Origin of the sequence: Paenibacillus sp. LX16 (assembly GCF_036252815.1) — a bacterium.
Classification (GTDB): domain Bacteria; phylum Bacillota; class Bacilli; order Paenibacillales; family Paenibacillaceae; genus Paenibacillus; species Paenibacillus polymyxa_B.
The window spans coordinates 1087501-1101018 of sequence record NZ_CP141152.1; the positions used below are offsets into that span (position 1 = coordinate 1087501).

Genomic DNA, 13518 nt, shown 5'->3' on the forward strand with positions numbered 1-13518 from the left:
CGCATGTTGAAAAATGCGGGGATGAGGTGGGGGTAGCGGAGAAATTCCAATCGAACCCGGAGATAGCTGGTTCTCCCCGAAATAGCTTTAGGGCTAGCCTCGGAAATAGAATCGTGGAGGTAGAGCACTGATTGGGTGCGGGGCCCGCAAGGGTTACCAAGCTCAGTCAAACTCCGAATGCCATAGATTTAGTTCCGGGAGTCAGACAGTGAGTGCTAAGATCCATTGTCGAAAGGGAAACAGCCCAGACCATCAGCTAAGGTCCCCAAGTGTGTGTTAAGTGGGAAAGGATGTGGAGTTGCACAGACAACCAGGATGTTGGCTTAGAAGCAGCCACCATTGAAAGAGTGCGTAATAGCTCACTGGTCGAGTGACTCTGCGCCGAAAATGTAACGGGGCTAAACACACCACCGAAGCTATGGCTTGATGCTTGCATCAGGGGTAGGGGAGCGTTGAATGCGGGTTGAAGGTGTACCGTAAGGAGCGCTGGACTGCATTCAAGTGAGAATGCCGGTATGAGTAACGAAAAGATCTGTGAGAATCAGATCCGCCGAAAGCCTAAGGGTTCCTGAGGAAGGTTCGTCCGCTCAGGGTAAGTCGGGACCTAAGGCGAGGCCGATAGGCGTAGTCGAAGGACAACAGGTCGAAATTCCTGTACCACCGTAATCCGTTATGAGCAATGGGGTGACGCAGTAGGGTAGTGACGCGGACTGATGGATGTCCGTCTAAGCAGTGAGGCTGATGTGTAGGCAAATCCGCACATCGTAAGGCTGGGCTGTGATGGGGAGCGAAAATTATAGTAGCGAAGGTCATGATCTCAGACTGCCAAGAAAAGCCTCTAGCCAGGAGAAGGTGCCCGTACCGCAAACCGACACAGGTAGGCGAGAAGAGAATTCTAAGGCGCGCGGAAGAACTCTCGTTAAGGAACTCGGCAAAATGACCCCGTAACTTCGGGAGAAGGGGTGCCTCGGTAGGGTGAATAGCCCGAGGGGGCCGCAGTGAAAAGGCCCAAGCGACTGTTTAGCAAAAACACAGGTCTGTGCGAAGCCGCAAGGCGAAGTATACGGGCTGACGCCTGCCCGGTGCTGGAAGGTTAAGGGGAGTGGTAAGCCCTTCGGGGCGAAGCTATGAACCGAAGCCCCAGTAAACGGCGGCCGTAACTATAACGGTCCTAAGGTAGCGAAATTCCTTGTCAGGTAAATTCTGACCCGCACGAATGGCGTAACGACTTGGGCGCTGTCTCAACGAGAGATCCGGTGAAATTTTAATACCTGTGAAGATGCAGGTTACCCGCGACAAGACGGAAAGACCCCATGGAGCTTTACTGCAGCTTGATATTGAATTTGGGTACGATCTGTACAGGATAGGTGGGAGCCGTTGAATCTTGAGCGCCAGCTTGAGAGGAGGCATCCTTGGGATACCACCCTGATCGTATCTAGGTTCTAACTTGGTACCGTGATCCGGTACGAGGACAGTGTCAGGTGGGCAGTTTGACTGGGGCGGTCGCCTCCTAAAGAGTAACGGAGGCGCCCCAAGGTTCCCTCAGAATGGTTGGAAATCATTCGAAGAGTGCAAAGGCAGAAGGGAGCTTGACTGCGAGACCTACAAGTCGAGCAGGGACGAAAGTCGGGCTTAGTGATCCGGTGGTACCGCATGGAAGGGCCATCGCTCAACGGATAAAAGCTACCCTGGGGATAACAGGCTTATCTCCCCCAAGAGTCCACATCGACGGGGAGGTTTGGCACCTCGATGTCGGCTCATCGCATCCTGGGGCTGAAGTAGGTCCCAAGGGTTGGGCTGTTCGCCCATTAAAGCGGTACGCGAGCTGGGTTCAGAACGTCGTGAGACAGTTCGGTCCCTATCTGTCGTGGGCGTAGGAAATTTGAGAGGAGCTGTCCTTAGTACGAGAGGACCGGGATGGACGTACCGCTGGTGTACCAGTTGTTCCGCCAGGAGCACCGCTGGGTAGCTATGTACGGAAGGGATAAGCGCTGAAAGCATCTAAGCGTGAAGCCCCCCTCAAGATGAGATTTCCCAATTAGTAAGACCCCTTGAAGACGACGAGGTAGATAGGTTGGGGGTGGAAGTGCAGTAATGCATGGAGCTGACCAATACTAATCGGTCGAGGGCTTATCCTAAAATAAAACGCAAATGAGTTTCGGATCCAGTTTTCAGGGTGTAACCTTGAAGGTATGTAGAAATACATACAACAAGCGCATGGCTATTCATTCACACGATAAGTGATGAACCGAATAACCGTACGGAAGAATTTGCTCAGCAAATTCATGTTTGGTGGCGATAGCGGAGGGGTTCCACACGTACCCATCCCGAACACGACCGTTAAGCCCTCCAGCGCCGATGGTACTTGGACCGCAGGGTCCTGGGAGAGTAGGACGTCGCCAAGCAACCCCATAATGGGGATTTTTTTTCGCCTATCATGCTATTGATTATACATACAAAATTGAATTTTTAGATGGGGCTATAGCTCAGCTGGGAGAGCGCCTGCCTTGCACGCAGGAGGTCAGGGGTTCGATCCCCCTTGGCTCCACCAATATTCCCTGATAGCTCAGTTGGTAGAGCACTCGACTGTTAATCGAGTTGTCACAGGTTCGAGTCCTGTTCGGGGAGCCATGTGGAGAGGTGTCCGAGTTGGCCGAAGGAGCACGATTGGAAATCGTGTAGGCGCCAAAAGCGTCTCGAGGGTTCGAATCCCTCTCTCTCCGCCAGCTCTTAATAATAGATATATGGCCCGTTGGTCAAGGGGTTAAGACACCTCCCTTTCACGGAGGTAACAGGGGTTCGAATCCCCTACGGGTCATAGTAATTCGGAGGCTTAGCTCAGCTGGGAGAGCATCTGCCTTACAAGCAGAGGGTCGGGGGTTCGATCCCCTCAGCCTCCACCATATTTTATGTCGCGGGGTGGAGCAGTTCGGTAGCTCGTCGGGCTCATAACCCGAAGGTCGCAGGTTCAAATCCTGCCCCCGCAATTACTTCATCTAAGAAAGTTTCCTCTGGAACCGTGGTGTAGAGGCCCAACATGCCTGCCTGTCACGCAGGAGATCGCGGGTTCGAATCCCGTCGGTTCCGCCATTTAACTTAATATGCCGGTGTAGCTCAACTGGTAGAGCAACTGACTTGTAATCAGTAGGTTGGGGGTTCAAGTCCTCTCGCCGGCACCATTTTGGAGGATTAGCGAAGTGGCCAAACGCATCAGACTGTAAATCTGCTCCCTTACGGGTTCGGTGGTTCGAATCCATCATCCTCCACCAGTTTTACGAGCCATTAGCTCAGTTGGTAGAGCACCTGACTTTTAATCAGGGTGTCGAAGGTTCGAGTCCTTCATGGCTCACCATTATCATTGTATGCGCGTGTGGCGGAATTGGCAGACGCACTAGACTTAGGATCTAGCGTCTTTGACGTGGGGGTTCAAGTCCCTCCACGCGCATCTTGTATTTGCGGACGTGGCTCAGCGGTAGAGCATCGCCTTGCCAAGGCGAGGGTCGCGGGTTCGATTCCCGTCGTCCGCTCCATTTATTAGTCCCCTTAGCTCAGCTGGATAGAGCGTTTGACTACGAATCAAAAGGTCGGGAGTTCGAATCTCTCAGGGGACGCCATTAACTTCATAAGCCGGTGTGGCGGAATTGGCAGACGCGCGCGACTCAAAATCGTGAGGGAAACCGTGGAGGTTCGAGTCCTCTCACCGGCATCTTTTTCGGGAAGTAGCTCAGTGGTAGAACTCAGCCTTCCAAGCTGGTAGCGTGGGTTCGATTCCCATTAACCGCTTTATATAGATGAAAAAGGAGAGATGGCTTATTTTTATGCCATCTCTCCTTTTTTACTTTTAAACTATTTCTATCGATATGACAGCCAGTAGAAACCCCAAGGCAATATCAGCATGCAGACAGAAAACCTCATCAGAAATTGCCCCGCCTCCAGCACCCCGCAACCTAACTCTGGTATCGGCGAGAGAAGCAACTGGATCTGGTGACCACGATAGTTAAACACACAATGTTGAGCAGGCGCTTCAAGTCTGCTCTTTTTATTAAACTAACGGGCAGGTTAACGTACAATATTCTGGAGCGGTAGTCTTAGATTCAGGTTATTTAACGCCCCCTATTTGCAAAGGCCTTCAAGATCGAAACATACGCAGTATGTGTGTCCGCAACAGCAAGAATTGCCCTACCGAACTACGGATGGACGGAGCACCTTAGAATCAGCAAAAGAAACCCGAAGTCTCATAAAAGACTTGGGTTTCTCGTCAATCTGAGTAGCCTTTAGGACTACTCTCTATTTACTAATATTAAACCAACCTGGCATTGCTTGAATTACATTCCAAAGTTTTTCTGGAATATTAAGCTGGTCGGGTTTCGAAACGATCAATTCAGAATCAACCTCGGCTTCACGTCCATTTGCGACCTTTTCAACCCAGTTAGGATCCATAATTAACGCATGCCCAATGGCGACGAGCGGCAAACCTAATTCCATAGCTTTAAGAGCATCATCCGGTGTTATTATGGAACCAGCAGCCATCACAGGTACCTTACCGTTTGCTCTTTCAAGAATTAATTCAAGCCGTGTTTTTTCATCTTGACTATCTACTGGCTTTGAAGACACATTATCTAATGAAGCATGTATATAATCTAAATCCTGTTCAACAAGAATATCAATTAATTCATACGTGTCTTTCATACGTAATCCGTCCACTTTGGAGGATTCTTCAGGGGAGAATCGGAATCCTAAAATGAAAGGTTTTGTAGCATGTTTTTCAATGACATTTTTGATTTCTCTAATAATTGCCAATGGAAAACGCAAGCGATTTTCAAGTGATCCTCCCCATTGGTCCGTCCGTTGATTTGTCGCTGGCGACCAAAAATTCTGAATTAAAAATCCATGAGCCCCATGGATTTCGACGCCATCAAATCCGGCCTCAATTGCTCGTCTTGTTGTGTCTCCAAAAGCACGTACAATCGACAAGATCTCCTCATGTGATAGTTCTCTTGTTTCTGAAGTTGAACCTAAATTAGTAACTTCGGGTTGCAATGCACTCGCACTAACTGCATCCAATCCAGGCACGGCTTTATTGCCAGCATGGAAAATCTGTAGGATCGCAGGAGCGCCTCCACTTTTCGCTGCCTCAGCTAATTTTCGTAAACTTGGAGTAAATTCATCATTATACCCAGCGAATTCATTTGTAAAACCCTGCCCATTAGGTGTAACATGAGTACACCCTGTAATGACGAGTCCTACTCCATTCACTCTTTGTTTGTAATACTTTACTTCGTCATCCGAAATGGTAAGATCGTCATTACTTGACCAGGTTGTCATAGGTGCCATAACGATACTATTCTTAATTGTTATTCCATTTTTGAATGTGAAGGATTCAAATAACCTACTGTATTTCTGATTCATTTCATTAACCTCGCTCTCATATTTTCTTTTCTATTTCAGTTTAATTGGTTGCCGTTACGGTAAGTCAAGGGTTTATTTTTATATGATTACATATAGAATTGTTGTTGTTGTCATTCTCTTTATGATATATATTTAGTTACAGTAACTGTAACTAAAGGTGGGACAAGTAGATGTTGTATTCAATGACATATGTAGTGGAGAATTTAAATGTATCTGCAAAGACACTTAGGTTTTATGAAGAGCAAGGGATATTACCAAATATATCTCGTGACGAAAAAGGCCGTAGAGTTTATAACGAACAACAATTAGATTGGATTTCTTTTATTCGTTGTCTCAAAGAGACAGGAATGCCTCTTTCAAAAATAAAAGATTACAAGGAACTTTATGAATCGGGAAATAGTACCTTTTTGAAAAGAGAGGAAATGTTGATTCAACATAAATTGGAAGTACAGAAGAAAATTGACGAAAGTTTTAAACACTTGGAAGAAATAAACTATAAAATTGCCATGTATGAACTTCAGAAAGAAGAGGTTATGAAAAATCCTAACTATAACTTTAAATGTCACGGTCTGGAGAATAAGATAGTGAATTAATGTACTTAAGCTAACGGGAAACGTTAGTTAAATAAAGAACAGCGGTAGTCTAGGACTTTCCTCTTTTTCAGTCCAAGGCTACCGCTATTTCTATATTTAATTCCCGACCTCTGATGCCGTTCTGAAAGCCGGTGTCTGATAAAAATATAGTATTACGCCCCTTGTTTTATAATGCTCAAAGTCTTCTTTGTAGAACTAGGATCATCATCGGTTGATTACTCCTCGGGTAAAAGTTATGAACGGTTTACCTTGGCTTCAAAACGATTTTCCAAATCGACCCAGTTGGGGGTAGGGACCCGGGTCTGTTCCTTCCAAAGGTGAAACACGCGGCTCAAAGCTACGATTTCCCCTACGGGTCCGTCAACCAGCCGACTGATCGGCATCCTATGATAAATTTTCATAAAAAGGCGCATCAACGCCGGTCGTTTGCGGATTAGTGAAGCTTGCGCGGCCGGCGTTAGCGGATATCGTAAGGCCTCTAACACGCGAAAGCCTTCGTCCATAGCCGCGCTCATCTCCGCAACAACTTGTCGTCTCCGGCGATTTTTTTTCATTTGGCGCTCGTGTATAACCGTTACAAAGTTTAGCGCAATTACAGGCACGATATGATTCTTCAGCTATGTATCTATATTTTCATGATAGATAGGCATCGTACTCATTTGGTTTACGTATGCGGGTACTCCCCTTCCATGTAGAGGGGCTTTCCAAATAAACATGGCCTAACGGCCACCATCATGAATGAAAATATCTTGGCTTGTGAATCTGAACCTCCTTAATGGAAGTATAGGGCACAGGCCGAGACTTTTTTGGTAGGACATACTCTGAGTCCTTAATTTCCCGACCTAGAGGAACTCGTATTTGTCTCGCTGGTCGAATATTTAAAGCGGTGTTTGTGAATACCAGTCTATGTGAACACTATTTAACAAACTAACAAATTCGCCATTCAAAATCTTCTCTTGAATCAATTTTGGTATACTATGTGGTAGATAAGAGAATTAATTTGAAGTCTGGCTATAAGTGTGTGTCTACAACAACTTGAGAAATGAATTCGATTTTGGTGAAATGCGGAAGCTGTTAGGGCGTAAAGAGAGAAGAGGAGGAATGGAAATGTCGTATCTCGTTGATTTTAAAGATGTATCTACGGTTGGTTTAGAGTCTTCACCTGTAGCAGAAGCGCTTGCTGGTTTACGTGCTAATGAAGCCCGTTATTTTATGAACAAATACAAGCATGAATTTACGGTTGTACCAGCTAGTGAAAGCCAGGAGAGCCTTGATTATGTGAACCGAATTTTGATAGAAGAACGTGATATTGTGTTTGCGGCTAAACCTTTAGAAACGTCGCGTTTTCAAGTGGAAAATATCCAATTTACCTACGTTTTTTATGAGGATGGTCTTGCAATCAATGTCATGTATACGGTGGATGACCCTAAAAAGCGGGCCGTTGGTTTTAAGCTTTCTGAGGGGATGGAGGTACCAAAAGAGTTAGAAGGGAAGTTTAAGTTTGCTAGGCAGAAGTCTAAACTAGCTGGAACAATTCGGGGCTCGTTTTTTGTAATTAAAGGACAATATTAAAGTAAGCAAAAGCGCAAATAGAGGAATCCAGTCCCTCATTCTCTTTGCAAAAAATGTGAAATTAAAGAAAGGGCTATCCCGCAAAAGGATGGCCCTTTTTTGAAAGAATGATGAAAAGCAATTTTGATTGAGAAAATTCTAGAAAGAAGAGGAAAAGCTACCGCTTATCGTATGATTACCAAACAGGAAGATCACGTGTAGTCTCTGATAAGGAGACTATTTTTTTGAAAACTTGCCCCTTCAGCCAACGCGGTGAACCATACCATAAGTGAAGAAATTTTCTTGTGGGAAGTGACCTAACAATACGATTAGCCAGAATAGTTTGATGCGAATGAAGATAACAACACTTAGTGTGGTATGCACTTGTGTTGATCTCGTTTTAATATGCAAACTTCTATTTTATACATGTTGTTGTTAGTCCATGTCTTGCTTCGCTTTTCTCAAGTGCTTTATTAAGCGGCCCAAGATCGATTCTCGGTCTCGTCTCCAATCAGTTGTTGAAGTAGTGAGACTGTTCAAGGTCGTGGATCAGTGCAGGTTGCACAGGCCGCCATCCCAGAAGTTCCTGAGTTGCAACGCTTGATCTCGGGATATCGAGCGCTGCAAGTGTGCTGAGGAAGCCGAAGTGGGCGTCTGCTTCTTCACGTGAAATGCTGACTACAGGCACGTTCAGGTGTTTACCGATAACACTTGCGATGTCGCGAAATGGCACGCCTTCATCTGCGACCCCATTTAGTCGTGAACCTGCGGGTGCCTTTTCTAACGCAAGGCGGTATAGATGTGCGGCGTCAAGGCGGTGCACAGCCGGCCAGCGGTTGCTCCCCTCTTCCACATAGGCTGAGAAGCCCTTCGTTTTGGCAATGTTGATCAGTCTCGGCACAAATCCTGTGTCCCCCTCACCGTGTACCGAAGGACAAAGCTCTACGATCGATGTCCGCACTCCGCGCTCAGCCAGCAATAACATTACGTTTTCTGCTGCCACTCCATTGGCGTGCGTGGTGATCACGAACGGCTTCCCGGACCCTTCCAGCGCCGTCCCCATTGCTTCGACGGCGTGCAGATCTGCTGTGAGTGCCCTGGCGAAGTTCGAGAAGTCGTGATTGAATGCCAGATGAATAATGCCATCCGCAGCAGCCGCACCACTACGAAGGCTGTCGAGATCGTCGATGTCACCGCGGTGTACTTCGGCCCCGGCCTCTTTTAGTTTCGCAGCGCTATTGTCTGAGCGCACAAGACCGACGACCTGATGACCCGCATCAATGAGTTCACGGACGACAGTGGAACCGATGTAACCTGTTGCTCCTGTTACGAAAACACGCATCATGAAATCCCCCTTAAGCTACTAATCATTGTTTGTATAAATTATAATTACCACGCGATGGGTCCATCCTCATCTGAAAACGTTCCTGTTGGACCGTCCGCACCAATCATCGCAAGCCGGACCGCTTCACGCGCCCCTTGTTCAACACTACGAGTGCCAGCAAAATTATTGAGCGCAGTCGATGTAAAACCTGGACATGCCGCATTGACCTTGATGTTTGTCGATTCAAGCGCAAAGGCAAAGGCAAGTGTGACCGCATGAACAGCCGATTTTGATGCCGAATAGGCCCCAAACATCGCACGATGTGAGTTTTCCGGAATGGAGTTCCAGCTAAGGGAGCCGCCGGTGCTGCCCATGTTGACGATGCGTGCTGCCGAAGCCTCACGTAAAAGTGGCAACATGGCCTGGGTGACAGCAATGACACCAAAAACATTAGTTTCATAAACCGAACGAATGTCTTCGAGCGAAGCAACGGTCAAAAGACCGCTCGTCGCGCCACTGCTCGGAAACGGATCGCCCGCTTTACCTGCATGTGATATGGCCGCATTGTTCACCAGTACATCAAGACGACCAAATTCGTTCCGAATACGCTCTGCTGCAGCAACAATGGAGTCCTGATCGGTAACGTCGAGCTGGAGAGCGTGCGCATCCGAACCGATGCTTTTGGAGGCAGTTTCTCCATTCTCGAGGCTGCGTGATCCGACGAGCACGGTGAAGCCGTGTTCCGCTAGATCCTTCGCAATTTGTAAACCTATTCCTTTATTGGCACCGGTGATCAAGGCTACGGGTTTGTCCTGCATGGTCGTAAACTCCTTTTTGGTATGGGGTACCATCTATATATTTCCCGTTGGATGTGGGATAATGATATTAAATCACACAAAAACGAAACTGTAAAGTTCCGGAACTGATAAGTTCCCTTAAATATATATTTTAAAAGGAGCTAAGTTTATGAGTAAAATAAAAAAGAAATTGTCTGAGAGGGGCGAATTATCTGAGGTTGTGGCAGAAAAGCCTGCGCAAACATTGGGCCGCAAGCGAGATCACACGCGGGATGATAAAATCCTTGAGGCGGCAATCGCCATCCTCGCCGATACGAGTTTCGATGGTATGACAATGGACATGGTCGCGGCTCGAGCAAAGGCTGGGAAGGCGACGGTTTACCGCCGCTGGTCTTCCAAGGCGGAGTTAGTCCGAGACGCCTTGGCATGGATGAATCGGAATCATCTTGAGCTCGAAAGCTTGCCTGATACAGGAACCTTGCGCGAAGATCTCCTCGTGCTTTTGAAGCCGCAATCGATCGCGGAAGAAGAACGCAAATTTCGAGTCCTAGCGGGCCTAGGCTCCTTTTTGCAGCATCCGGAATTTGCCGAAGCAGGAACAGCCGGGATTTTCGAGCCATGGGTTGTTGTAAACCGCGAGCTTATGAACCGAGCCGTCGTCCGCGGTGAAATTCCTGCTCACGCGGACATTGAGATGGCTTGCCAGGTCATTACTTCAATGGCTTCTTTTCGCGGACTCATCCAGCGCAAACCGTTCGACAAGCCTTTCTTTACAGCGCTAATCGATGGTATTCTACTGCCTGCACTCAAAAACCCGCAAACAGCTCCAAATATCATGGACCGATGATGACCAGGCGCTTACCAGAAGAATCTACAAGGTGGATCAAGATGTGAGCAGGATTGGTTTCAGGATAGTGAGCCTAGGAGAAAAATATTACGGAGTCGTACGCTTTGTTGTATTATCACAGAAATGATTCAATTAACGGGAACGATACTTGAATTTAGAACAGGGAGCATACTGCCACTGTGAGGTACAAAAAAAGAACCAAATGTGATTTTGGTTGACGCAGTGAAGGACGATTTAAATTATGTAATTATACTGAAAGAGTGGTGTGGTTTGTGGTATAACATCACCCTACTAAACACCCAATATTCTAAAAATGGATTTTAGTCTAGCGAATAACCGGCTATTCGTCCATGCCTAAAATAAACAACTCACGTACACTGAACCATATTTATAGGGAGGTGTCGTTGTTGAGTTGTCCGGATAAAAAAAAACGTGCAAAAAGAAAACCACAATTGTTTGCCATCCAAAAGAAAAGAAAAAAGAAACTGTTGAGTTTTCTGGATAAAAAAAAATCGTGCAAAAAGAAAACCGCAATTGTTTGCCATCCAAAAGGGAAAAAAAAGAAACGACGTCTTCTAGTTATTAAAAAAATAGTGCGGGTACCGTGTCCTCCACCTAAAGGTCAGCAATTACTTCAAGGACTTGCGGGAGCAATTGCAGAAGCTGGACCTCAAGGACTTGTAGGAGCACTTGGCCCCCAAGGATTGGCAGGGCTTGCAGGAGCGATAGGCGCACTTGGTCCCGAAGGACTTGTAGGAGCACTTGGCCCCCAAGGATTGGCAGGGCTTGCAGGAGCGATAGGCGCACTTGGTCCCGAAGGACTTGCAGGAGCACTTGGCCCCCAAGGATTGGCAGGGCTCGCAGGAGCGATAGGCGCACTTGGTCCCGAAGGACTTGCAGGAGCACTTGGCCCCCAAGGACTTGCAGGGATTGCAGGAGCAATTGGCGCACTTGGCCCCGAGGGACTTGCAGGAGCACTTGGCCCCCAAGGATTGGCAGGGATTGCAGGAGCGATAGGCGCACTTGGCCCCGAGGGACTTGCAGGAGCACTTGGCCCCCAAGGATTGGCAGGGATTGCAGGAGCAATTGGCGCACTTGGCCCCGAAGGACTTGCAGGAGCACTTGGACCCCAGGGACTTGCAGGGATTGCAGGAGCAATTGGTGCAGCTGGATTGGCAGGACCAACAGGAGCAGCAGGACCAGCAGGACCAGCAGGACCAGCAGGACCGGTAGGACCAGCGGGACCAGTAGGAGCAGCAGGAGCAACAGGTCCAGCGGGACCCGCAGGGCCGGCAGGTGGAGTATTAGGCTTTGCAGACTTTTTTGCCTTGATGCCTCCTGATAATGCAGCAACTGTTGCTCCCGACACGGACGTAAGCTTTCCGCAAGATGGTCCAATCAGTGGGACTGCAATTACCCGTATAAATGCGAGCTCTTTTAACTTGGCTACAATTGGCACTTATCAGGTTTTGTTTCAAGTAGGTGTAAACGAACCGGGTCAACTCATTTTAACACTCAACGGCGCTGACCTGGCTTATACGGTGGTCGGGCGTGCAACAGGTACTTCTCAAATAGTAGGAATGGCTCTTGTGCAAACAACGGTCATTAATTCAGTACTCACAGTGCGAAATCCTGCTGGCAATGCCGCGGCACTCACGATCACTCCATTAGCTGGAGGAACAAGACCAGTTTCCGCGCACCTTGTTATTACGCAGGTTGCATAGAGGGAAAGAAATGCAGTATTTTTCGATAATAATGCCAATATCAACGATAGTTCAATAAACACGAGGAGACGGCAGACGATAAAGTGGCTGTCGTTTTCTCAACTAACGAGCAGATTAGCTTAATAAATACATTGATACCGTAAACGAAAAAGAGGAGTAGATTTCCTTAGGGCATCTACTCCATGCTTTTAACGTTAATGTTAAATTGTTGGTTCTTTTGGCGTAATCAAAACCTACGGGTGATCTTTTGAAAGATGGTTAGATATCGAGTTTACGGCTACCGATCCATTTCACCATGTCAGGATCGCGATGTGAAAAGAACAGGCTCTGTTTTGTATCTAACGTAGTAATCGACTCCATATCCTCTTGGCTTAACTCAAAGTCAAAGATATCGAAGTTTTCGATAATTCTCTCTTTACGAACAGACTTTGGAATCACAACAACTTCTCTTTGTGTCAACCAGCGTAAAACCACCTGAGCAACGGATTTATTATACTTTTCAGCTATGGATACCAATATTTCATGCTGGAACAAGTTATTTTTCCCTTCAGCAAAAGGCGCCCAGGATTCGATCTGAACATTATTCTCTTTCATGAATTTTGCATTTTCAATTTGCTGGTTGAATGGGTGCGTTTCAACCTGGTTTACGGCAGGAACTACTTCATTATGAATAATCAAATCGATCAGGCGATCCTCATGGAAGTTACTAACGCCGATTGCGCGAACCTTTCCTTCCCGATACAACTCCTCCATAGCGCGCCAAGAACCAAACACATCTCCATATGGCTGGTGAATTAAATACAAATCCAAATAATCCAACTGCAATCTTTCCAGTGATTTTTCAAATGCCTTTTTTGTACGCTCATAACCCGTATCCTGAACCCAAAGTTTCGTAGTGATAAATAACTCCTCTCTTGTCACGCCACTACGTTCGATCGCTCTGCCAACTGCTTCTTCATTTAAATAAGAGGCAGCGGTATCTATCAGCCGATAGCCTGCCATAATAGCGTCATAAACGCTTTGTTCACATTCATTTGCATCTTGGATCTGATAAACACCAAAACCGAGTATGGGCATCTCGACCCCATTGTTCAAAGTTACTTTTTGCATATAAAATCCTCCAGTATTTTTAATTATTATATGTAAATCAACTACAATCCATATTCATAACAGACACCCACTTCACATCCTTATTATGCACCAGATGACAAAGCGATCGTTATCCCGTTCGTGCCAAATGATTGCCTAATCCTCTTACTACCACCTATTTAAC

The 13518-nt window shown here is 46.9% G+C and carries 9 protein-coding genes, 14 tRNA genes and 2 rRNA genes (1 of these 25 only partly in view); 20 read left to right on the plus strand and 5 right to left on the minus strand.

Annotated elements, in window-relative coordinates; translation table 11 throughout:
* The 16 genes from T3H97_RS04915 to T3H97_RS04990 form a co-directional block, all read left to right on the plus strand.
* Positions 1-2138: ribosomal RNA gene (locus T3H97_RS04915) — 23S ribosomal RNA — on the plus strand (it extends 788 nt beyond the left edge of the window).
* Between the two features lie 150 nt (positions 2139-2288).
* A 5S ribosomal RNA gene (gene rrf / locus T3H97_RS04920) occupies positions 2289-2405 on the plus strand.
* Between the two features lie 70 nt (positions 2406-2475).
* Positions 2476-2551, plus strand: a tRNA-Ala gene (locus T3H97_RS04925).
* Between the two features lie 4 nt (positions 2552-2555).
* Positions 2556-2631, plus strand: a tRNA-Asn gene (locus tag T3H97_RS04930).
* A gap of 3 nt (positions 2632-2634) precedes the next feature.
* A tRNA-Ser gene (locus tag T3H97_RS04935) sits at positions 2635-2726 on the plus strand.
* A 20-nt stretch (positions 2727-2746) separates the two neighbouring features.
* Positions 2747-2818: transfer RNA gene (locus T3H97_RS04940), tRNA-Glu, on the plus strand.
* 9 nt (positions 2819-2827) lie between these two features.
* A tRNA-Val gene (locus T3H97_RS04945) sits at positions 2828-2903 on the plus strand.
* A 10-nt stretch (positions 2904-2913) separates the two neighbouring features.
* Positions 2914-2987, plus strand: a tRNA-Met gene (locus T3H97_RS04950).
* A gap of 26 nt (positions 2988-3013) precedes the next feature.
* Positions 3014-3090, plus strand: a tRNA-Asp gene (locus T3H97_RS04955).
* Between the two features lie 13 nt (positions 3091-3103).
* Positions 3104-3179: transfer RNA gene (locus tag T3H97_RS04960), tRNA-Thr, on the plus strand.
* Positions 3180-3183: 4 nt separating this feature from the next.
* Positions 3184-3269 (plus strand) — tRNA-Tyr (locus tag T3H97_RS04965).
* 7 nt (positions 3270-3276) lie between these two features.
* Positions 3277-3352, plus strand: a tRNA-Lys gene (locus tag T3H97_RS04970).
* Between the two features lie 12 nt (positions 3353-3364).
* A tRNA-Leu gene (locus tag T3H97_RS04975) sits at positions 3365-3445 on the plus strand.
* Positions 3446-3455: 10 nt separating this feature from the next.
* Positions 3456-3530, plus strand: a tRNA-Gly gene (locus T3H97_RS04980).
* A gap of 7 nt (positions 3531-3537) precedes the next feature.
* Positions 3538-3614, plus strand: a tRNA-Arg gene (locus T3H97_RS04985).
* Positions 3615-3626: 12 nt separating this feature from the next.
* Positions 3627-3706: transfer RNA gene (locus T3H97_RS04990), tRNA-Leu, on the plus strand.
* Positions 3707-4287: 581 nt separating this feature from the next.
* Here T3H97_RS04990 and T3H97_RS04995 read toward each other — a convergent pair.
* Positions 4288-5409, minus strand: a complete 1122-nt coding sequence (locus tag T3H97_RS04995; protein WP_328801863.1) for an NADH-dependent flavin oxidoreductase — start codon at positions 5407-5409, stop codon at positions 4288-4290.
* A 170-nt stretch (positions 5410-5579) separates the two neighbouring features.
* Here T3H97_RS04995 and T3H97_RS05000 point away from each other — a divergent pair, with 170 nt between their 5' ends.
* Entirely contained in the window at positions 5580-6002 is a 423-nt protein-coding gene (locus T3H97_RS05000; RefSeq protein WP_328801864.1) for a MerR family transcriptional regulator, read from the plus strand.
* Between the two features lie 233 nt (positions 6003-6235).
* Here T3H97_RS05000 and T3H97_RS05005 read toward each other — a convergent pair whose 3' ends face one another.
* Complete coding sequence (locus tag T3H97_RS05005; RefSeq protein ID WP_328801865.1) at positions 6236-6556, minus strand: hypothetical protein; 321 nt, start codon at positions 6554-6556, stop codon at positions 6236-6238.
* Between the two features lie 553 nt (positions 6557-7109).
* On the opposite strand from T3H97_RS05005, the gene T3H97_RS05010 reads away from it, so the two are divergent.
* Complete coding sequence (locus tag T3H97_RS05010) at positions 7110-7574, plus strand: DUF8821 family protein (protein WP_025721510.1); 465 nt, start codon at positions 7110-7112, stop codon at positions 7572-7574.
* A gap of 490 nt (positions 7575-8064) precedes the next feature.
* Here T3H97_RS05010 and T3H97_RS05015 read toward each other — a convergent pair whose 3' ends face one another.
* Both T3H97_RS05015 and T3H97_RS05020 read right to left on the minus strand, forming a co-directional pair.
* Positions 8065-8895: an SDR family oxidoreductase gene (locus tag T3H97_RS05015; RefSeq protein WP_328802777.1), complete on the minus strand. Its 831-nt coding sequence runs from the start codon at positions 8893-8895 to the stop codon at positions 8065-8067.
* A gap of 47 nt (positions 8896-8942) precedes the next feature.
* Positions 8943-9695 carry an SDR family oxidoreductase gene (locus T3H97_RS05020; RefSeq protein ID WP_134902808.1) on the minus strand — a complete coding sequence of 251 codons (753 nt, stop codon included), beginning with the start codon at positions 9693-9695 and terminating at the stop codon, positions 8943-8945.
* A 148-nt stretch (positions 9696-9843) separates the two neighbouring features.
* Between T3H97_RS05020 and T3H97_RS05025 the strand changes: the two genes are divergently transcribed.
* The gene (locus T3H97_RS05025; protein ID WP_328801866.1) at positions 9844-10521 is read left to right on the plus strand and encodes a TetR/AcrR family transcriptional regulator; all 678 of its coding nucleotides are present in this window, start codon (positions 9844-9846) and stop codon (positions 10519-10521) included.
* Positions 10522-10928: 407 nt separating this feature from the next.
* On the plus strand, positions 10929-12245 hold the full coding sequence (locus T3H97_RS05030) for a collagen-like domain-containing protein (RefSeq protein ID WP_328801867.1): 1317 nt from the start codon (positions 10929-10931) through the stop codon (positions 12243-12245).
* 258 nt (positions 12246-12503) lie between these two features.
* Here the strand turns inward: T3H97_RS05030 and T3H97_RS05035 are convergent, their stop codons facing one another.
* A complete protein-coding gene (locus tag T3H97_RS05035) occupies positions 12504-13355 on the minus strand; it encodes an aldo/keto reductase (protein WP_328801868.1) in 852 nt (283 codons plus the stop codon).
* Positions 13356-13518: the final 163 nt, after the last annotated feature.

Excerpts from the sequence above, each read along its gene's own strand:
- T3H97_RS05035 (WP_328801868.1), bottom strand. The coding sequence starts at position 13,355 with ATGCAAAAAGTAACTTTGAACAATGGGGTCGAGATGCCCATACTCGGT.
- T3H97_RS05005 (WP_328801865.1), bottom strand. The coding sequence starts at position 6,556 with ATGAAAAAAAATCGCCGGAGACGACAAGTTGTTGCGGAGATGAGCGCG.
- T3H97_RS05020 (WP_134902808.1), bottom strand. The coding sequence starts at position 9,695 with ATGCAGGACAAACCCGTAGCCTTGATCACCGGTGCCAATAAAGGAATA.
- T3H97_RS05025 (WP_328801866.1), top strand. The coding sequence starts at position 9,844 with ATGAGTAAAATAAAAAAGAAATTGTCTGAGAGGGGCGAATTATCTGAG.
- T3H97_RS05010 (WP_025721510.1), top strand. The coding sequence starts at position 7,110 with ATGTCGTATCTCGTTGATTTTAAAGATGTATCTACGGTTGGTTTAGAG.
- T3H97_RS05000 (WP_328801864.1), top strand. The coding sequence starts at position 5,580 with ATGTTGTATTCAATGACATATGTAGTGGAGAATTTAAATGTATCTGCA.
- T3H97_RS05015 (WP_328802777.1), bottom strand. The coding sequence starts at position 8,895 with ATGCGTGTTTTCGTAACAGGAGCAACAGGTTACATCGGTTCCACTGTC.
- T3H97_RS04995 (WP_328801863.1), bottom strand. The coding sequence starts at position 5,409 with ATGAATCAGAAATACAGTAGGTTATTTGAATCCTTCACATTCAAAAAT.